Annotated in this window: 16 protein-coding genes and 2 pseudogenes; 8 read left to right on the plus strand and 10 right to left on the minus strand. The window is 56.7% G+C overall.

What is annotated here, in order from left to right:
• Window positions 1–168: 168 nt before the first annotated feature.
• The 5 genes and pseudogenes from FHS18_RS13505 to FHS18_RS34350 form a co-directional block, all read left to right on the plus strand.
• Window positions 169–504, plus strand: a complete 336-nt coding sequence (locus FHS18_RS13505; RefSeq protein ID WP_183600593.1) for a YflT domain-containing protein — start codon at window positions 169–171, stop codon at window positions 502–504.
• 117 nt (window positions 505–621) lie between these two features.
• Complete coding sequence (locus FHS18_RS13510; RefSeq protein WP_183600594.1) at window positions 622–4,329, plus strand: response regulator; 3,708 nt, start codon at window positions 622–624, stop codon at window positions 4,327–4,329.
• Window positions 4,322–5,167: a CheR family methyltransferase gene (locus FHS18_RS13515; protein ID WP_183600815.1), complete on the plus strand. Its 846-nt coding sequence runs from the start codon at window positions 4,322–4,324 to the stop codon at window positions 5,165–5,167. Before FHS18_RS13510 ends, FHS18_RS13515 begins: the two co-directional genes overlap by 8 nt.
• 27 nt (window positions 5,168–5,194) lie before the next feature.
• Window positions 5,195–6,787, plus strand: a pseudogene (locus FHS18_RS34345) (ATP-binding protein); the annotation flags it as partial.
• Window positions 6,788–7,225: 438 nt separating this feature from the next.
• A pseudogene (locus FHS18_RS34350) lies at window positions 7,226–7,609 on the plus strand (response regulator); the annotation flags it as partial.
• 49 nt (window positions 7,610–7,658) lie between these two features.
• Here the strand turns inward: FHS18_RS34350 and FHS18_RS13525 are convergent.
• The 10 genes from FHS18_RS13525 to FHS18_RS13570 all read right to left on the minus strand — a co-directional run bounded on the left by FHS18_RS13525 (window position 7,659) and on the right by FHS18_RS13570 (window position 17,540).
• Complete coding sequence (locus FHS18_RS13525) at window positions 7,659–8,462, minus strand: SDR family oxidoreductase (protein ID WP_183600596.1); 804 nt, start codon at window positions 8,460–8,462, stop codon at window positions 7,659–7,661.
• Between the two features lie 568 nt (window positions 8,463–9,030).
• Complete coding sequence (locus tag FHS18_RS13530) at window positions 9,031–10,893, minus strand: LTA synthase family protein (protein WP_183600597.1); 1,863 nt, start codon at window positions 10,891–10,893, stop codon at window positions 9,031–9,033.
• Window positions 10,894–11,561: 668 nt separating this feature from the next.
• Window positions 11,562–12,590 (minus strand): NADH:flavin oxidoreductase/NADH oxidase, encoded by a 1,029-nt coding sequence (locus FHS18_RS13535; RefSeq protein WP_183600598.1) that lies wholly within the window; start codon window positions 12,588–12,590, stop codon window positions 11,562–11,564.
• A gap of 164 nt (window positions 12,591–12,754) precedes the next feature.
• The gene (locus FHS18_RS13540) at window positions 12,755–13,150 is read right to left on the minus strand and encodes a VOC family protein (RefSeq protein WP_183600599.1); all 396 of its coding nucleotides are present in this window, start codon (window positions 13,148–13,150) and stop codon (window positions 12,755–12,757) included.
• A 62-nt stretch (window positions 13,151–13,212) separates the two neighbouring features.
• Complete coding sequence (gene pyrH / locus FHS18_RS13545) at window positions 13,213–13,977, minus strand: UMP kinase (protein WP_183600600.1); 765 nt, start codon at window positions 13,975–13,977, stop codon at window positions 13,213–13,215.
• 183 nt (window positions 13,978–14,160) lie between these two features.
• Window positions 14,161–14,550 carry a DUF350 domain-containing protein gene (locus FHS18_RS13550; protein ID WP_221401307.1) on the minus strand — a complete coding sequence of 130 codons (390 nt, stop codon included), beginning with the start codon at window positions 14,548–14,550 and terminating at the stop codon, window positions 14,161–14,163.
• Window positions 14,547–15,266, minus strand: a complete 720-nt coding sequence (locus tag FHS18_RS13555; RefSeq protein ID WP_183600601.1) for a hypothetical protein — start codon at window positions 15,264–15,266, stop codon at window positions 14,547–14,549. Before FHS18_RS13555 ends, FHS18_RS13550 begins: the two co-directional genes overlap by 4 nt.
• Window positions 15,247–16,467: a glutathionylspermidine synthase family protein gene (locus FHS18_RS13560; RefSeq protein ID WP_183600602.1), complete on the minus strand. Its 1,221-nt coding sequence runs from the start codon at window positions 16,465–16,467 to the stop codon at window positions 15,247–15,249. The genes FHS18_RS13555 and FHS18_RS13560 overlap by 20 nt, the downstream gene beginning before the upstream one ends.
• Entirely contained in the window at window positions 16,464–17,285 is an 822-nt protein-coding gene (locus tag FHS18_RS13565) for a hypothetical protein (protein ID WP_221401308.1), read from the minus strand. Before FHS18_RS13565 ends, FHS18_RS13560 begins: the two co-directional genes overlap by 4 nt.
• Before the next feature lie 42 nt (window positions 17,286–17,327).
• Entirely contained in the window at window positions 17,328–17,540 is a 213-nt protein-coding gene (locus FHS18_RS13570) for a hypothetical protein (protein ID WP_183600603.1), read from the minus strand.
• 220 nt (window positions 17,541–17,760) lie between these two features.
• Between FHS18_RS13570 and FHS18_RS13575 the strand changes: the two genes are divergently transcribed.
• From FHS18_RS13575 to FHS18_RS13585, 3 genes are read left to right on the plus strand one after another with little or no spacing between them, the layout of a single operon-like run.
• Window positions 17,761–18,150 (plus strand): hypothetical protein, encoded by a 390-nt coding sequence (locus tag FHS18_RS13575; RefSeq protein WP_183600604.1) that lies wholly within the window; start codon window positions 17,761–17,763, stop codon window positions 18,148–18,150.
• A 2-nt stretch (window positions 18,151–18,152) separates the two neighbouring features.
• A complete protein-coding gene (locus tag FHS18_RS13580; RefSeq protein ID WP_183600605.1) occupies window positions 18,153–19,223 on the plus strand; it encodes an FAD:protein FMN transferase in 1,071 nt (356 codons plus the stop codon).
• Window positions 19,220–19,813, plus strand: a complete 594-nt coding sequence (locus tag FHS18_RS13585) for a ferric reductase (protein ID WP_183600606.1) — start codon at window positions 19,220–19,222, stop codon at window positions 19,811–19,813. The genes FHS18_RS13580 and FHS18_RS13585 overlap by 4 nt, the downstream gene beginning before the upstream one ends.
• Window positions 19,814–19,822: the final 9 nt, after the last annotated feature.

The following is a 19,822-nucleotide window of genomic DNA, read 5'->3' on the forward strand; positions in this document are numbered from 1 at the left end:
GAGAAAGCCAAGATTAGGTTGTACGAATCACTTAAACCGCGGCCGCTTGCGCTGAATCGAATCTTTTTTGCATCATGAAGCGATCGCAGCCTGTTTCAGCTTGTCTCATTCGGGGTAAGTGGACATAGCCGACCTTGGCCAATCCAATTGAAAAGCGGAGGGATTACGATGCAAGAGATCAAACCGAGCGTTCAAATTGTGACCACAGCCATGGATGCGCTGCATGCGGTGCGCGAGCTTAACAGGCGCGGCTACCGCAAAGACGATGTCTACGTCCTCGCCCATAGCAGCGACGAGACCAAGTCGCTGGCGGACGCTACGGACGCCAACCAAATCGGCTTAGCGGAGGAAGGCGTCGTGAGTACGATGGCGAATATCTTCCGCTCCAGAGGCGATGAGATTCGCGCGAAGCTGGCGGCTATCGGCATTGCGCAGTCGGAAGCGGAGCGCTATGAGGAAGAGTTGGACCGCGGACGATTGCTCGTTATAACGAATGTTCATTAAGTCATCCATTGGCCGTATAGGCGTAAGGTCGCAAGCCCGCAGGGGCTGCGGCCTGTTCGCACGTTTATCCGTCTGCCAAATGAATCTATAAGGGAAGGGTCGCAGGTGAGTTAACGAGTGAGAACAAAAACAAGGTTATCGATTAGCTTTATTGTCATGATTCTGCTCCTTGTCTTTATTTCATTCACCGGCATGAACAATGTCAGCCGGATCGGAGAGAAACTTGACGAGGTTTATGGAAACCGCTATCAGAAGCTGATGCTGGCTTATGATCTGCGCGGTTCGGTCAACAACGCCGCCAAGGGACTCGTCAATGTGCTGACCGTTCCAACGACGGATTCGCTGTCCAAGAACAAGAAGCTGCTCGAGGAAGAGCCCGCGAAGTCGCGTGAATTGCTCGAGAAGCTGAAGTCGCTGGCCGCAAACGAGACTGAGCAGGTGCTCGTGAACGGAGTCGAGAACAGCGTCGAGCTCTTCTTCGCCTACGAACAGCAGGTGATTCAGCTCATCTCGGAAGGCAAAGGCCAGGAAGCGATCGCCCTTCGCGAGAGGGAGGGACTCTCCTATCAGGATAGTTCAGTCTCTGGAATCGACACGCTCTCCGCCTATCACCGCAAAGCAATGGACGATGCGGTGACCAAAGCGCAGCAGACCAACAACGATGCCCGCACCGTCTTGATCTTTAGTTCCATCGCCGGTCTCATACTGGGCATTATCACCATGTATTGGAATCTGGTCGGCGTTACCCGCGGCCTGAACAATCTGGGGATGCTCATCCAATCGTTCGCGCAAGGGACGCTGGACCGCAATGTCCGGAAGAAGACGGAGACGACTGACGAGTTCGGCACAGTAGCCCGAGCATTCAACGAGCTTGCCGACAATCTCGATCAGAAGACGTCCGCCGAGCTAGCCTACAATAAGAAGATCGAGGATGAAGCCTGGGTCAAAACGAATCTCGCCGATCTGTCCGCCCTGTTGCAGAACGAGCAAAGCATAGACCGTCTCAGCTCGGCCTTTATCAATAAACTGGTGCCGATGGCCGGCGCGAATTACGGCGGCCTCTATATTCGGGAAGGTCTTGGAGACGATAACCGGCTGAAGTTATCCGGCGCGTATGCTCCGCATGATAACGATCTGTTCGAGCGTACCTTCACCTTCGGGCAGGGGCTTGTCGGTCAATGCGCCGTTACGCAGGAGACGATCGAGCTTGACGATCTTCCATCATCCCATATCAAAATAAAATCGGGTCTCGGCGAGACGAATCCGCTTCATTTGCTGCTCGTCCCCGTTCTCTATCAGGATCGGCTGCTAGGTGTCATCGAGATCGCATCCTTGAACAGCTACATGCCGCGCCAGAGGGAGCTCATCCTTGAGCTGGCGGCAAATCTGGGCACCATCTTGAACAATCTGTTCGGCCGGATCCGGATCGAAGAGCTGCTGCGTGAATCGCAAGCGCTCAGCGAAGAGATGCAGGTGCAGTCCGAAGAATTGATGAGCCAGCAAGAAGAGCTGCGCCGCTCGAACGACCGGTTGGAAGAACAGACACGCGCGCTCAAGAAATCCGAAGAGCAGCTGCAATCGCAGCAAGAAGAACTCGAGCAGACGAACGAGGAGCTGCTGCAGAAGACCCATCTGCTCGAACTTCAGATGCGCCAGACCGAGCAGAAGAACGAGCAGATCGAGAAGACGAAGACCGCGCTCGAGAAACAGACCGTGCAGCTGGCCCTCGCTTCCAAATACAAATCGGAGTTCCTGGCCAATATGTCGCATGAACTGCGGACGCCGCTGAACTCCTTGCTCATTCTGTCGCAAATGCTGATGGATAATAAAGAGAAGAACTTAACTTCCAAGCAGATTGAATTCGCCTCGACCATCCATTCGGCCGGCGGCGACTTGCTGAAGCTGATCGATGAAATTCTCGACCTGTCTAAGATTGGCGCAGGCAAAATGAATCTCGTTACGGAGCATGTCCCGATTGCCGATATGGTGCACGGGCTGCGCCGCAGCTTCAGCGCGATCAGCCAGCAGAAAGGGCTGCAATTCGAAGTTCATATCGATAAGGATGTCCCTGAAGAAATGTACACGGACAGCCACCGCGTCAAACAGGTGCTGAAGAACTTGCTCTCCAATGCCTTCAAGTTCACGCATCAAGGGCAGGTCAGTCTGAATGTCCGTCTGGCAAGGGCCGACGAGGTAACCGGCCTGTCGCGGGTCGTCGACAGCGGGCAGATGATCGCCTTCGACGTGCGCGATACCGGCATCGGCATTGCGCCGGATAAGCAGGACATTATCTTCGAAGCGTTCCAGCAGGTCGATGGCACGACGAGCCGCGTGTATGGTGGAACCGGTCTCGGACTTGCGATCAGCCGCGACATGTCCGCCCTGCTGGGCGGTGCGGTAAGGCTCGCCAGCGTCGAAGGCAAGGGCAGCACATTTACGTTGCTATTGCCAGAGTTCCACGTTGCCGAATCCGCGCTCGCGAGCGAGCGCGAAATCCAGACGCCTGGCCCGGGCAGATCGACTGCCCCGAAAGCGCCGGTTGCCGCTCAGCATGCGAGCCTGCTCGCCGCGCCGGCCGCGGAGACCTTAGCTGCCGATGAACGGCCGCTTGCGGAATTCACGGAGGATGACCGCGAGAATATCGAGCCGGAGGACCGCGTCGTCCTCATCATCGAGGATGATGCGCATTTTGCCCGCGTTCTGCTCGATATTGCCCGCTCGCGCGGCTTCAAGGGAATCGTCGCGCTGCAAGGCGATCACGGCGTCGCGTATGCCAAGACGTTCCGACCTTCGGCGATCCTGCTCGATATCATGCTGCCGATCATGGACGGCTGGTCCGTTCTCCATCACCTGAAGCATGACCCGGATACGAGACATATTCCCGTACATGTCGTCTCCGTGAACGATGATATTCAGCAAGGGCTGTCGATGGGCGCCATCGCCTACTTGAAGAAACCGGCCGCCAAAGAAAAACTCGACGACCTGTTCTTGCAGATCGAATCGTTCCTGGAACGCGACTTGAAACATCTCCTTGTCGTCGAGGATGACTATGCGCAGCGGACCAGCATTATGGAGCTGATCGGCCACGACGATGTCATAATCAGTGCCGTCTCCACCGGCCGCGAAGCGCTGGAAGAGCTGTCTACCAAGCATTACGATTGCATGGTGCTCGATCTCGGACTGCCGGATATATCCGGATTCGCCCTGCTCGATGCGATCCGCCGCAATGAGTCGCTCCGCGATCTGCCGATCATTATCTACACCGGCCGCGAGCTCGACAAGAAAGAGGAGCTGCAGCTGAAGAAATACGCCGAGACGATCATTATCAAGGACGTCAAATCGCCGGAGCGCCTGCTCGATGAGACGACGCTGTTCCTGCACCGGGTCGTCGCCGATCTGCCGGAAGACAAGCGGAATGTGCTGCGCAAGCTGCACAGCGTCGAGGCGATTTTCGAAGGGAAACAAATTCTGATCGTCGATGACGATATTCGTAATGTTTTTGCGTTATCCAGTGCCCTGGAAGGGTATAAAATGGATATATCCTTCGCGGAGAATGGACGCGAAGCGTTGGAGGCGCTCGAGCAGCGGCCGGATACCCAGCTCATCCTGATGGATATGATGATGCCGGAGATGGACGGGTATGAGACGATGCGGCGCATACGCGCGAATCCGGCACATGAGAAACTGCCGATCATCGCCATCACCGCGAAAGCCATGAAAGAAGACCGTGACAAGTGCATTGATGCCGGAGCCTCCGATTATATCGCGAAGCCCGTCAACATCGATCAGCTGCTGTCATTGATGAGGGTGTGGTTGTATAAATAACGAACTAAGCAACAACGACGCCAGCGAGCGGGAGCGGATCGAGATTACGCTCCTGCTCGAAGGCCTGTATCAACTATATGGCTATGACTTCCGTAATTACGCGTTCGCTTCCGTCCGCAGGCGCATCTGGCACCGCGTGCACGCCGAACGGCTGCACACCGTAACCGCCTTGACCGATCGGATTCTGCATGACCGCGAGGCGATGACCCGTCTGCTCACCGATCTGACGATCCATGTGACGGAGATGTTCCGCGACCCGGAGGTGTTCCTTGCCTTCCGCATGCATGTCGTCCCGCTGCTGCGCACCTATCCGTTCATCCGGATCTGGCATGCCGGCTGCTCGACGGGCGAGGAAGTCTACTCGATGGCCATTCTGCTCAAGGAAGAGGGCCTGTACGACAAGACGCGAATCTACGCGACCGATATGAACGAGCGCGTACTCGATATCGCCAAGGAGGGCGTCTTCCCGATCGAACGGATGCAGGCGTTCACGCGCAACTATCTCGATGCCGGCGGCAAGGATGCCTTCAGCCGCTACTATACGGCCCGTTACGACTCCGTCCTGTTCCATTCGGAGCTGAAGGAAAACATCGTGTTCGCGCAGCATAATTTGGTAACAGACCGCTCGTTCAACGAGTTTAACGTCATTTTCTGCCGCAATGTCATGATTTATTTCAATAAAGAGCTGCAAAATCACGTGCACGGCCTGCTCTACGACAGTCTCAGCACCTTCGGCATGCTGGTGCTCGGCTCGAAGGAATCGATCAATTTCACGCGCCATGCCGATGCATACGACGAGCTGGATTGCCATAGCAGGCTGTACCGCAAGATGAGATAGGATAAAGGCAGGTGAAGGTTCACTGCGATGGTGACATACGACGGACCCATTAATATTTTGCTCGTAGACGACCACCCCGATAATCTGCTTACGCTTGAAGCGGTGCTTGGCGATCTGAATTATAATTTGGTGAAATGCTTGTCCGGCGAGGAAGCACTTCGCGCCCTGCTCCGCGACGAGTTCGCCGTCATTCTGCTCGATGTGCAGATGCCCGAGATGGATGGCTTCGAGACCGCGCGGCTCATTAAGACGCGGGAGAAAACGCGCGAGACGCCGATTATTTTCATCTCTGCGACCAGCAAGGAATCGGAGCATTTCTTCACCGGCTATGAAGTCGGCGCGATTGACTATATGCTCAAGCCGTTCGTTCCGCAAATTCTGCGTACCAAGATTGAAGGCTTCGTGCGCATGTACATCGGCACGAAGACGCTGCAGCTGCAGACGGAGCTGCTCCATCAGAAGACGCGCGAGCTCGAGCGGATGAACCGCGAATTGATGCGGACCGCCTACCAGCTGAACAAGACGCAGACGCTGTCGCGCGTCGTTCAGGAGACGAGCAGCGACACGATGGTCACCTTCGATGTGGAAGGCCGCATTCTGGCCGTGAATCCTGCGCTTACGCTGATGTTCGGCTATGTGGAGCACGAGGTTATCGGTCAGCCCATCTCGCTGCTCATCCCTTGTTTCGAAGGGACCAGCTTCAAGAACAACGATGAGGCCGGGAGTCCCGCAGGGATGCCCGCCGGCAGCCGCGTGGAGTTGGAGCCGCGGCGCAAGGACGGAAGCCGGTTCCCGGGAGAGATTCAGCTAGGCCTGGCCAACGTGGACGATGAACGGATCTATGCCTGCACGATCGTCGATATGACCGAGCGCAAGCAATTCGAGCAGGATCTGATGCAGGCCAAGGATGCCGCGGAGATCGCCGCCCGCGCCAAGACCGACTTTCTCGCCATGGTCAGCCACGAGATTCGCACCCCGATGAACGGCGTGCTCGGCATGACGGAACTTATGCTCGAAACGCCGCTCGACGAGGAGCAGCGCGAATATGCCGAGATTATCCATAAGAGCGGCGACGCGCTGCTGTCGGTCATCAATGATATTCTCGATTACGCCAAAATCGAATCCGGCAAGCTCGAGGTCGAAGAGATGCCGTTCCAGTTGGACCAGATCGTCTCCGAGACGTTCGAGCTGTTCACGGCCAAGACGAAGCAGATGGGCCTTACGCTCGCCTGTGAGCTCGATCCGGAGCTGCCGCAAGTCGTCGTCGGCGATGGGCTCAAGCTTCGCCAGGTGCTTATTAACCTGGTCGGCAACGCGGTGAAGTTTACGCCCAAAGGCTCGATTAATGTGAAGGCCAAGCTGGTAGAGCAAGGCGAGGAGGCCATTAAAGTCGGCTTCTCCGTCCACGATACCGGCGTCGGGATTCCGGAAGAGAAGCTGCCGCTGTTATTCCAGCCTTTCTCCCAGGTGGATACTTCGCTTACGCGCAAGTACGGGGGAACAGGCCTTGGACTTGCCATCTGCAAAAATCTCGTCGAGCTCATGAACGGCTCGATCCACGTCGAGACGAACGAACAAGAAGGCGTCACCTTCCACTTTACCGTCACTGTCCAGCCAGGGAACAATCCGGCTTGGCTGGACAATAGCTTGTACGCAACCGGTACGCCTCAATGGCTCGATGAGCAGGAGCACAGTTCAAGCGAACTTGCCTCGCTGTACAGCGGCGCGCAGAGAAGATGGCTCCATCAACCGGCATGGCGCGCCGGCTCAGCCGAAGAAGAGACGGCGGACAGCCCAGGGGGGACGAAGGATACGCAGGATGTGGCGCATTCCGAAGACGGTTCAGATTCGGAGGACGGCTCCGGGGCTTCCCCCCGCGGCCGCAGCTCCCGGCCGTCCGGTCAGTCGCCAGGGCGATATCGATCAGCCTCTGCCATGTCGTCCCGCATTCCGGATATCAGCTTTGCCTCCCTCTTCGGTGACAGCGGGCGCGAGATGTCCTGCGGACTGGAGACGATCGACGACGAGGCAGACGGGCTGCCGCGCGTACTCGTCGCGGATGACAATGAAGTGAACCAGAAGCTGACGATCTGTATGTTGGAGAAGCTCGGCATTAAGGCCGATGTCGCTTCCGATGGCGGCGAGGCCGTCGCCAAGTCGGAATCCGGCGACTATGAGCTGATCCTGATGGATATCCGTATGCCGGTCATGGATGGGCTGGAAGCGACCAGACGGGTACTGGCTTCCCCGGCAGCTTCTCGTCGGCCGCCCGTGGTTGTCGCGATGACGGCCAACGTACTGCCCGTAGACCGCGAGCGTTGCCTCGCCGCAGGGATGGCAGACTTTCTTGCCAAGCCGCTGCAGCTTGATGCCGTCAGAAGGCTGCTGCAGCGTTATCGCCTGCTGAACTCCACCACAGCCAAACAGCCGACCTCCATGTAGAGATCGGCTGTTTGCTTTTTTGCGGCGGCTATGCTTATAGGTTGTTCGGTTACCCATGAAGCAGCGACTCGGCGCCATCGACGTAGATATCCGTGCCCGTAATATGGTTAGACTCGTCCGAGGCCAGGAACAGCACCAGATTGGCTACCTGCGACGGCTTGCCCGGTCCATCTTCGAGCGGCTGATCGCCCTCGGGGAATTCGACCGGAATCACAATCTCTTCCAGCTCCGGCGTCCGGTCCGTATTCTGGTCGATCTGCGTCGAGATCGCGCCTGGGCAGATGGCGTTGACGCGGATTTTGAACTGCGCCAGTTCCAGCGCGGCCATCTTCATGAACGCGACTTGTCCGGCCTTCGAGGTACTGTAGGCGCTGAATCCGAAATTCGAGAACACGCGGTTGCCGTTAATGGAGCTCGTAATAATGATGCTGCCGCCGTTCTCCTTCAGCTGCGGAATCGCGTATTTGACCGTCAGGAAGGTTCCCTTCAAGTTAATATCGAGCGTCGTGCTCCACTCCTCCGGCGTCATCAGCTCGATCGGGGTCAGCACCCCATTGATGCCCGCATTGGCGAATACAATATCGAGCTTGCCCCACTGGTCGCTCACCTGGCGGAAGGCGGCCTCCATATCCTCTGCCTTCGAAATATCGGCGCCGAGCGCGAGCGCTTCCCCGCCTGCTTTCACGATTCGTGCGCGTACCGCTTCGACGCGTTCCGCTTCCCGGTCGACGAGCGCCACCTTCGCGCCTTCCGCGGCTAGCCGCAGCGCCGCAGCCCGTCCAATCCCCGAGCCCGCTCCGGTAATTAACGCTACTTTCCCCTGTACCCTGCCTTGCGTATTCACTTGTGCCATCTATGTAGTCTCCTTTCACATTATCTTTCGAGTGGTACTTCTTTTAATACCCGGTTGGTATTTCCCAAAAACAGTCGGCTATACCTCTCCGGGCCCTCCTTAGGAGGGAGAGTAGGGCTGCCGCCCTTACTACCCGCCTTAACAGACACCGAGTAGGGCTGCCGCCCTTTCCACCCGCTGTTAAATTTAGGGCTGCGCCCTTAAACCCCTTTTGTTCACCTCCCCCTTCCCCCTCCATCGGAGGGGAACCAGAGGGCAACTGCCCTCTGGACGCCCGTAATGGGCTAGATACGAGACGCGGCCGTCTTCGATTTGTCCTTTCGTGGGGAGAGCCGCTTTTGTCCCGAGGACTAGGTGCTTGATTAGCACTTAGTCCTCCTTGGACAAAGCTCCGTGTTCGAACTTCGTTCGCTACGTTGATGCCTTGGGGAGGTGACCTGATGCAATCGGGAATGAAGCTGCTTACCTGCTGACCCTCGCTTGACGTCCACTTTGTGGACACGCTTACCTTCTAAATTAAGGACTAAAAAAGCCAACAATCGGCATTCGCCGGATTGTTGGCTTTCGTTTATTCTCTGTTCGGCAGCTGATTGACGTAGCTATCCGAGTAATGGAGCAGATTAAGCGCGTTGTTGTATTCGGTCTCCGTCACTTCATCGACGGCCCTTTTGCCGTTGCCGGCCAGTGGATACTCTACGCCGTCTTTGAATGCGGTGCCCGGCATGTAGAGCGTCTGCCCGCTGACGAACGAACCTGAAGGCAAGTAATAGCGCTGCGGCAGCAAGTTGTACTTCGTCTGATTCAGCAGATCCTGTCCGAAGTGAATATGGTCCTGAAGCGAGATGCCAGCCAAGTTCATAATCGTCGGCATAATATCTCCCTGACCGCCGATCTGCTGCTGCTGGGACGGATACGTGATTCCCGGAGAAGCAATAATAAGCGGAATGTTAATCATGTCCGTATACGTGTACTCGCGGTCATAAATTTCCGCCATCAGCTGCTCGTCGTCGCTGTCGAGCGAATAGATGGGCAGTCCCAGATGGTCGCCATAGAGCACGATCACGCTGTTCTCCCAGAGGCCGCTGGCTTTCAATTCCTCGATGAACTGGCCCAATGCATAGTCCGTGTAGCTCTGCGCCCGAATGTAATCCCCGACGAACGTGTCTTGGAAACGTTCCGGCAGCTTGATTTTATCCTTCTCCTCCGGTATCGAGAACGGATGGTGGGAAGTCATCGTAATGAGCTGGGCATAGAACGGAATGCCCGCTTCTTGCTTCTTCTTCAGCTCTTCGGTCGTTTTCCGGTAGAGCACCTCATCGGAGGCGCCGAAGAATACTTTGTCCTCTTCGCCGAAGAAACTTTTGTCATAGTATTGCGTGAAGCCGAGCGCGTCATACAGATTCTTGCGGTTCCAGAAGGACGCATCATTCGTATGGAACGTCAGCGACTCGTATCCGTTCGCCTCGAACAATCTCGGCATGCTCGGCAGTACTTTGTCCGCATACCGCATCGTAGCCGCGCCGTTCGGCGGAATATAGAACGACGTGTTCACGACGAACTCGGCGTCCGACGTGTTGCCTTGGCCTACTTGCTGGAAGAAATGCGGGAAGTAGAAGTTGTCCTTCGCCAGCTTGTTCAGATTCGGCGTCACTTCCTGGCCATCGATCTTCAGCCCGATCAGGAAACTTTGGAACGCCTCCATCTGAATGACGATGACGTTGCGGCCTTCAGCCGTACCGAACAGCTTCGCTTTGACCGGCTCGGTGATGCCTTTCATCTCGTTGATCTTTGCTTGCGTAATCTGATCCGCCTGGACGAGCGGCTTCTCCGACCAATCGAGCATGGTATAGGCCTCGTAGCTGAGAATTCCCATCTCTTCGGCTTTCTTAATCTCGTTCATGCTTGCCCGATTCGGCCACACATTCAGCATTACGATCGCGAACGACACGACGAACAGCGCCATCACGACGCTTCTATTCACTTTGCGGGCGCTCAGCATCTTCCATAGCTGCTTGTTCTTGCTCCGGTAAGGCAGAATCATGAGCACGATAATATCGGTGAAAATAAACAGGAAGTACGGGTCTAGCAGTTCAAATACGCTATCCTTAACGGCGGTCACCTGATTAACCTGCTCCAAGGCATGGTAGGTCACGATAACCCCGTAATATTTGTAATACATAATAACGGCGAAGAATATGCTCGTGAATAATAGATTCAGCCCAATGTAATAGGCTAGCTTACGCTTGGAAGCGAACCATTCCAGCAGGCAAAAGGCCAGCCAGAAGAACGGCATCTCCGTCACAAGCGGCTGCCACACCGGCACGGTATCGAATAGCACGAACCAGGCGATATAGCTCTTAATGAGCAGAATTATCGTAAAAAATATGAACGGCCGTGCGCTTATCAGACGATTGGTCGTCGATAAGGACATGATCGCACCTCCTTCATCACTCGGGGCTTCATCATAGATTCATATCAAGTAGACCATGTCTATTATGCTCCCGCATGAGGCTGATGTCAAAAGGGAGATGGAGGCTGCACCTCCTGGCCTCCCTAGGAGGATATCGAGGGTTGGCCCTCGAGCACCCTACTTTCACAAACATTTATTCCAACATAAACCTTCTTTAATTCGCCTCCCCCTTCTGCTTCGTCGCCTCCCCCTTCCCCCTCCATCGGAGGGGAACCAGAGGGCCCCGTCCCTCTGGACACCCGGAATTAGCGTCGCTCGATACGCGGCCATCTTCGATGTGTCCTTTCGGCATTGGCACGCTTTTGTCCCTTTAAGTTGAACATGGAGTAGAGTACGGGGACAAAGCTTCCTTTCGAGCTTCGTTCGCGGCTATTATGCCTTGGGGAGGAGACCTGCCGCTTGGTGCGGCTAGATGCGGCTGCGTGTTGACTCTCGCTTGACGTCCACTCCGGTGGACACGCTTACTTCGCGGTTCGCAGCTGTGCTTCATTCGAGCAGTTCCCCGCTTGACGTCCACTTTGTGGACACGCTTTTTTTCTCGCCTGTAGGGCGAAAAAGCCATGATCGCAGCGGCGACCATGGCTTTTTTTCGTAAATACTTGTTCGTTATTTGCTATTTCTTTCGCTAATTACTCCCCGCGCAGATACGGCTTTGGCAGAATACCCTTACGCGTTACGCCGTTGGCCCGCAGGGCGTTGTATGCCCAGTACGGATCGCGCAGCATGGCGCGCCCGACCGCGACGAGATCCGCGTCACCGCTAGCGACGACGGATTCCGCGAGCTTCGGGTCGTCCAGGTGGCCGACGGCGATAACCGGCAAGCCCGTTGCTTGCTTAATTTCGCGCGCGAAGCCGACTTGATAGCCTGGATAATTGCCCGGTTTACGCTTACTGCCGACAGGGCCTTCGCCGCCGCTGCTCACATGGATCGCATCGACGCCGGCTTCCTTATAACGTTGCACGACGCCGAGCAGATGCTCGAGTTCGTAGCCGTCTTCCATATATTCAATGGCCGAGACGCGGATGATCAGCGGCATGCCAGCAGGCATCTCAGCCTTAACTGCACGGATCACCTCGACGCCGAAGCGCCATGGCTCACGGCCGTAAATATCGTCACGATTGTTGATGGCAGGCGAATGGAACTGATGAATCAGGTAGCCGTGCGCCCCATGCAGCTCGATCGTATCCACGCCAGCGGCGACCGCCCGTCTTGTAGCCGCCGCGAACTTGCCGACCATCGCTTGAATCTCGTCGATCGTCAGCGGGCGGGGCGTCTTGAACTTCTCATCCACCCGAATGTCCGATGGGCCGACCGGCACTTCGGCATCTTCCGCCTTTCGGCCGGCATGGGCGATCTGAATGCCGACTTTCGCGCCATATTGCTTCACGCCTTCAATAATGCGGGCAAAAGCAGGGGTATGCTCATCCGACCACAAGCCCAGGTCATAATCGGTAATGCGGCCATCCGGCTCGACATCGGTCATCTCGATAATGATAAGCCCGGTACCGCCGACAGCGCGGGATAGGTAATGGACGTAATGCCACTCGTTCGGAATGCCATCCTTCGCTTCCACCGCGTATTGGCACATCGGCGGCATGACGATGCGGTTCTTCACCGTCATATTGCCCAAGGTAAAAGGTTGATCCAAATAGGACATGCTTCCAGCTCCAATCCTACATAATTAAAGTAAGTATCTCATTAATGTATAGAAATTCTACCGTATTTCTTGGAGAATGTACAGCGGCAGGCACTGCTCGTACCGCCGCAACGCAAAAGAAGCAGCTGCCCGCTGCTTCTTTGCCTTCTAAGCGCCTTCCTCACCTAATGTTGATAAGCGATGTTCCAGACCACGCCATACCGATCCTTGACCCGGCCCATATGTACCCCATCGAACATCGAGTCGTACGGGACGAGCACTTCGCTGCCCTCCGAACCGGCAAGCGTCTGGAAGATGCGGAATGCCTCCTCGTCGGTCGGAAACTCGAGCCCCAGATCCAACATGTTGCCCGGCAGAAGATTCTTTTTATCGGCTAAATAGAACATATGGCCTGCGAGCTCCAACTCCAGATGAAGGACCCGATCCTGCGCATACTCTTCGCCGCCCGGTATATCCGCATACGTCGTCACGAGCTTCACCTCGCCGCCGAACACCTCGGCATAGTAGGCCGCTTGTTCGCTTGCATTGCTGCTGTAGATATAAGGACGCAACAGCGCCATACAGCCATCTCCCTTAAGCGTCGCCTTGTGCGGCAAGTCCGCACCTTTATGGCTAGTATGCGCTAAGCGAGCAATTCATTATCATTCTCGTCATCATAAGACAGCGTACTGTCCTGGCTGATCAGCGTCCCTGCTTCCCGGCCCTCGCATACCGCGCGCAGCGAGCCGGACGTATCGAAGCCGACTACATGGATCGGCAGCTTGTAGTCCCGAGCGAGAATGAAGGCTGATTGGTCCATTACTTTCAGGTCGTGGCGCAGCACGTCGTCGTAATGGAGCGTGCGGAATTTACGCGTATGACGCTCTTTCTTCGGATCGCCGGTCAGCACGCCGTCGACGCCTTGTTTGGCCACGATAAGCGCTTCGCTGTTCACTTCGATCGCCCGCTGCACCGACGGATAATCGGTCGTCACGAACGGCTGGCCGTTGCCGCCGGCGAAGATGACGATGTAGCCTTTCTCGAGATGATGAATGGCCCTCAGCCGAATATAGGGCTCTGCGACGGAGGAGATCGGCACGGCCGACATGACTCTGACCTCGCGATTGGTCATCGCCTTCAGCACGCCGCGCATCATGAGCGAATTGACGACCGTAGCCAAGGTGCCGATATTGTCAGCCTCTGCGCGCTCGATTCCCCAATTGTCCGCCAGGTTGCCGCGAAAAATATTGCCGCCGCCAATAACCACCGACACCTCGACCCCCAGCTCCAGCACGGACATAATCTCGCCGGCAATCCGGTTCATGCGCGCCGGATCGAATCCAGAGCCTCCCTCGCCCGCCACGGCGCCGCCGCTAAGTTTAATGAGCACACGCTTGTATTTGACCATTCGACACACACTCCTCTCGAAAATAAAAACACCAAGGCCTCAATAGACCTTGGTGCTCGCAAACGTATGGGAAGAAATCGCGAAAGAAGACAGATGTTTCTTCCTCATTTTGACACTCCTCCCAAACGTTTCTTTCCTAAGAGCGTACTGGATTCCGCTATCGTTGGCAATGCATCCTTCGCCCTAGATAATCAGGCTGCTTATCGCAAATCCCGTGCCGACGTAGACAAAAAGGAGCAGCGTGCCGACCGCTACGTTGCCGTTCTTGAGATGCTCGCCGACCTTGAAGTTCGGCGTGGCCCATTCGAACACCCAATAAGCGAGGATCAGACAGGCATAGCCGACCGCGAACCACAGCATCATGTGCCAGATCGACGTATTCGTGTACGCCGCCACCCCGAGCACAATGGCCGTCGCCAGAAACTTGCCGCCCATCGCCAAGCCGACAGCCGTATTGCCGTTCTTAAGCTCCTCCAGATCGTTGAACGGCGTCATCCAGCTGAAGACGACCATGCCCAGCAGCTGCAGGACGATGATGACGACGATGCTAATTGCAAGGTCAAATACGATCATGATGCCCACCCCCGAAACTTGGCGTATGCCAAATCATAATTTTGATAGCTGTGCACTTCCTCCAGCAGGACGTTCGCCTTCTTGGCGGATTTCAGCTCGTTATACTTCGCCTCGTCGATCGGCTGCTTGAGCCGGTTGCCGGACGGCAGCACAAGGACGGCGAATTGGCGCGTCGCTCCCTGATAGGTCGTTTTGTACACGCCGACCAGGTCGACTTCCGATTTCACCTGGAACTTCAATTTGTCCAAGTCCGCCTTGGCCAGCGCCTCGGTCTTGAACGATTTGATCGGCTGCCACGCGGTGAGCGTCACATTCGTCTTGCCGCTGTCATCCGACTCCATCAGCGCGCTCATATATTCAATGACCCAGATTGTGTCGCCCGTCTTGTAATTGCCGTCGTTAGGCAGCAGCTTGTTGTTCGGCAGCACCGTCATATCGCCGGCAACCAGTTCCCCGACCTTACCCTCCGTAACCTGATAATCCCAAGGAACCGTCAGCTGATCTGCGGAAGACGTTGCGGATCCGCTTGCCGTACTCGCATCGCTCGCACCGGTGCCGTCGAAGCTTACCGTGTCCGAGCTTAGCATCGTGCTCGAATTACTGCAGGACTGGCTTATAATCCCGATGATGATGATAAAAATAATGCCGCCAATAATCAGCTGCAGCAAACGCCCATTCGCCTGCTGCGAGCTGGAATTACGATTCCACTGGCTCATGGTCCTTCACCCCTATCGCTACAAAATGGCTCGTGTTGCCGGTGATCAGCCCGCCGGCACGGCCCAATAAGCCGCATGGCTCGCCGTTGATGACGAACATGCCGACGAGCAAATGGAACTCGCCGCCAGCCAGTCGCACGCGCGCAAGTTCGGCCCGCTGCTGATAGATAAGCGGGAAGATTGCGCTCGTATCGAAGCCGTCTTCATCCTTCTCGACCGTCTGGCCCTGCTCGTCATAGATGATGACCGAGCCGCCTTCGCGGCCGAACATCGACTTTGATACGTATCCGCCCTCGACAAGCGGATCGGTATAGGTCGGCAGCATATAGCGCGCAATTGCCGAACGCTCTTCTTCCGTGAACAGCAGGTCCAGCTCGTACAGTCCCCAGATCAGGGCCTGCAGCCCTTTGGATTGCAACAGGACGGCATGAATCGAATTGAACAACTGCAATTGCCCGGATGAGATCGCGTAGCTAAGCGCTTCGCCGCCGTCATCGACGCCCATCCACTCCTTCGGATACAGGGCGAACATCCGCCGAATCGGCTCGCCCTCGCCGTCCTTCACGACGCCTTCATCAATGGACAACGCCAGACAGTCGACGCCGCGAATCGGCAGTCCGCTATGCCGCGCCAACATGTCGACAGTCCCCGTATCCTCGGCATGCTCGCCGTACGCGATGCAGGCCACGGCCTCCGGCCGTTCTGACGACCAGGCCGCCTTCAAGGCCGCAGGCATCCTTTCATTAACCGTTCCAAGTCCATGCCAGCCGCAGACAAGCGGCGTAGCTACGGAAGCCTCCACATAACCGGTAGGCGTATCGGCATTGAGCTCGAGCAGCTTGATCGTTCCGTCTTCCGCGATGGCAAAATCGAATCTCGCATAGCGGCTCAGCATCCCCTCGGGCTGCAACGGCAGCGTATCCAGCGGGTCGAAGAGCACCTCCGGAATTCCGATCATCGTGTACAGATCGTGCTTGCCGTGGACGAACCGCGCCGCCTTATCGAATACTTGCCACAAGCGCGCGGACGCTTCCCGCAGTTCTTCATAGCAATCCGGCCGCATCGCGACCGCCTGATCAAGCCAGTAAGGCTCGCCTTCGAGATCGGCCCAGCCGAATCCATGCGCCTTCAGTTCTTCCGTACGCTCCGCCCGGTTCGGATGCGGCGTACCGACAGCTTCGAACACGACGGCCTTACTCATCCGCCGAACAGGCCTCCCGAGCTTTTGGAACTGGAGCCGCTCGAGCTAAAGCTGCTCGATTTGCCGCCAATGCCGCCTGCCGACGACGACGTGGATGAAGAGGAGGAAGACGAAGTCGCTGATGATGACTTTGTAGATGAGGACGTTGTGCTGTCGGACCGCTTCGTTATCGTCCCTGTGGTATTCGTCGTCTTCGGCCGTACCGCCGATCCGGTCACCGGACTGTTCTGGAATTGATCGCTCTTATAGGTCGGCACTTTGTACGCGGCTCCCGTACGAATGTCATAGCTGCGGTACATGCTGTGATAGCGCGTAGTCGAGTAGGCGCTGCCGTTATTGAAGATCATGTGATAGAGCAGCAGATCGTCCCAGCCGAAGCCGGAATACGTGTGAATGACGGTCGTGCCGCCTGTTGTCCCGCCTGTGCCGCTGCCCGCCGTACTGCCTGCGGCAGCCGATGTGTCCTCGCACGCATTCTCCGCTTGCGGATCCGTCACGGCAGGATCGCACTCCTGCAGCAGCGGAATGTTCCAGTCGGACGTCGGATCGAAAAATGCCTTTACGTTATCATTCGACCATTCCACCAGGGTTGGCTCTGCCACGGCGGTCTCCGCAGCGGTCGTCTGCGTCTGGCCGCTCGTCTCCGCGGAAGCTTCGCCGGCGAAGCTCGCCCCGAGCAGCGCATTGGCGACAAGCGCGATCCCGAGCGACGTCGAGAGGACGCGAAGCGGCTTGCCGTCCTTCGTGAAGAGCACCGGCTTCGCCTGCGCTTGCTCCTGTACGAATGGCTCCGGTTTATGCTGATCTTGCTTCGACATCAGAATGCCTCCTTTTCTGCTGATATCTGGCTGTGGGCCTCACTATTCCTTAACCGGCAGAACGAGCAGTTCCAGCACCTGCTGATCGACGTTAAGCCGCCCTTCCACCGTCTCGTACTCGTGTCCGCCCACCGTCAGGAAGTTGACCGCCTGCAGCGCATCGATCATTTCTTTGGTCCAGAACCGCACATCCAGATTGCGCAGCGTGCCATCCGGACGCTTCTCCATGAGCCGAACCTGAAGACCTTTTTCCATATACATTACACCCTTTCCAATAAAGAACATGTGATTGATACGCAGTTCATGCCTGTAATGTTGCGCTCTTAGGCGATTTTATTAAATCGAGAGATGGACTTGCCCGATCGTTTCGACATTTATTTTTCTTTCAGCTTCGGTTCAGTTTCGTCTCAGGATCGCCCTTCATAATGAGGCTATCAACAAACATACCACATTCGAACGAAGGCAGGGTTGCCGAATGAAGAACGATAAATGGATGAAGTGGAAAATCGCCCTGATCGGTACGGCCGGGATGGCCGTTCTGTTCCATACCATAAAATCTAGCGATGAATATGCAGTGGCTACAACCAATAAAGAAGTTCTGAAAGTCGCTTCCACTAGTGCCGAGAGCAGCGACGATCCGGTGTTCAACGAATGGCTGGATCAGGAATCGAGCAGCAGCGGCGCAAATGCCGACCCGAGCACATCGGGCCGCGGCAACCACCGCTATGTAGGTCCCGATTACAGCGAACACGGCGGCCGCGGCTGGCGCAGCTCGGCATCCTCGAATGACGAGACGCCGAGCGTGACGAACGAACCGAGCGATACGAACGCTTCCGAATTTACTACCCAGACAGGGAGGTCTTAACCATGCCAACGGAACAACTGATGCCTGTTATGCTGCACGCCTTTCAATTCCGGGCCATGAACACGAAGATTGAAATCGCGCTTCGCACCGCCGATATGGAGCTGGTGGCCAAGGCCAAAGCATTCGCGGCGGACTGGTTCCGGTTCGCCGAGCAGCGCTTCAGCCGGTTCCGTACGGACAGCGAGCTGAGCCTCTTGAATCGTGCGGGCGGCAAGCCTTATCTCGTGTCGGAATCGATGCTCGAAGTCCTGTCGCTAACGAAGCATTATGAAGCGGTGACCGAAGGCGCATTCAGCCCTTTCGTCCTCTCCGCCATGCACAGGGCCGGGTACCGCGACAGCTTCGAACGCATGCAAACAGACCCGCTAACGTATAGTGGGCTGGAGACGCCCGGTTATGAGCCTGCCTCGCTTGTGCATCCAGTCATGGTGATCGACCGCGGCATGAGAGCCGTTACGTTGCCGCAGGGCCATCCGATCGATCTTGGCGGCATTGTGAAGAGTTGGGCCGTCAACCGGCTGGGCATCTTCCTCCGCACGAGACTCGGCATTGCGCACGGACTGATCAATGCGGGCGGCGATCTGACCACCTGGGGGACGCGGACCGCGGAAGGCGAGCCATGGACCGTCACCGCCGAACACCCATGGGAACCGGAGAAAAGCGTCGGTACCGTCAAGCTGTCCGGGCCGTACGCGTCCGCCGCTACTTCGAGCAAGCTTGGCCGCAGCTGGACGACCGCTTCCGGCGCGCAGCATCATCTCATTGATCCTTCTACGATGGCGCCGAGCCGGAGCGACGTCGTCCAATGCACGGTTGTCGGCACGCATGCGGCAGATTGCGAAGTATGGGCCAAGACGATCTGCATCCTCGGCCTGCATGAAGGCGCAGCCCGCATGGCGCGCCAAGCTCCGGGCTATGAAGCGCTCGTATTTACGGCAGACGGCGCGATGGTCCTGATCGCGGACGTCGCATCGGTAGACCGCCGGTGGGCCGTACCGGGGGCAGCCGTCCTATTGCCTTCGATGCTAAATGCGCATGATACCACGAAACTGAATCGGGAGGCGAGCCTATGATTGCTGCCATTCTTGAGCTGCCGCTATGGCAGGCGATGCGCACGATGGGGATGATCAGCTTCCTCGCCATCACGGCCGGCGTGTGCTTGGGCATTATTTACAGCATGCCGGTATGGAGCGGCGCGGTGAAGAAGAAACTTTATAAGATTCATTCCACTTTGACGATCGGCGGCGCCGCGATCGGGATGCTGCACGGCATGATCTCCGTCATCGATACGTACACGCCGTTCACCTGGAGCGAAGTGCTGATTCCGTTCACGGCAGACTACCACCCGGTGCTGTCCGGCCTTGGCACCTTAAGCGGTTATCTGCTGTTGATCGTCATCCTGACGACGGACTTGCGCGGCAAACTGGGGCGCAAGCTCTGGATGACGTTGCATCTGCTCGCTTATCCGGCATTCATCATGTCGCTCGTCCATGGCTTCTTCCTCGGTACGGACAGCAGCAATCCGTATATCCAATGGATCTACGCCGTGGCGCTAAGCGCCGTTCTGCTCACCACGCTCGTCCGCGCCACGATCCGCTCGCTGGCCGCAGGCAAGAATGAGCCGCCGCGCGCTGCGGTACGCAAGGAAGGCCGCGCGGGATGAGGCATCGCG

The sequence above is a fragment of the Paenibacillus phyllosphaerae genome (assembly GCF_014192105.1).
Classification (GTDB): domain Bacteria; phylum Bacillota; class Bacilli; order Paenibacillales; family Paenibacillaceae; genus Paenibacillus_Z; species Paenibacillus_Z phyllosphaerae.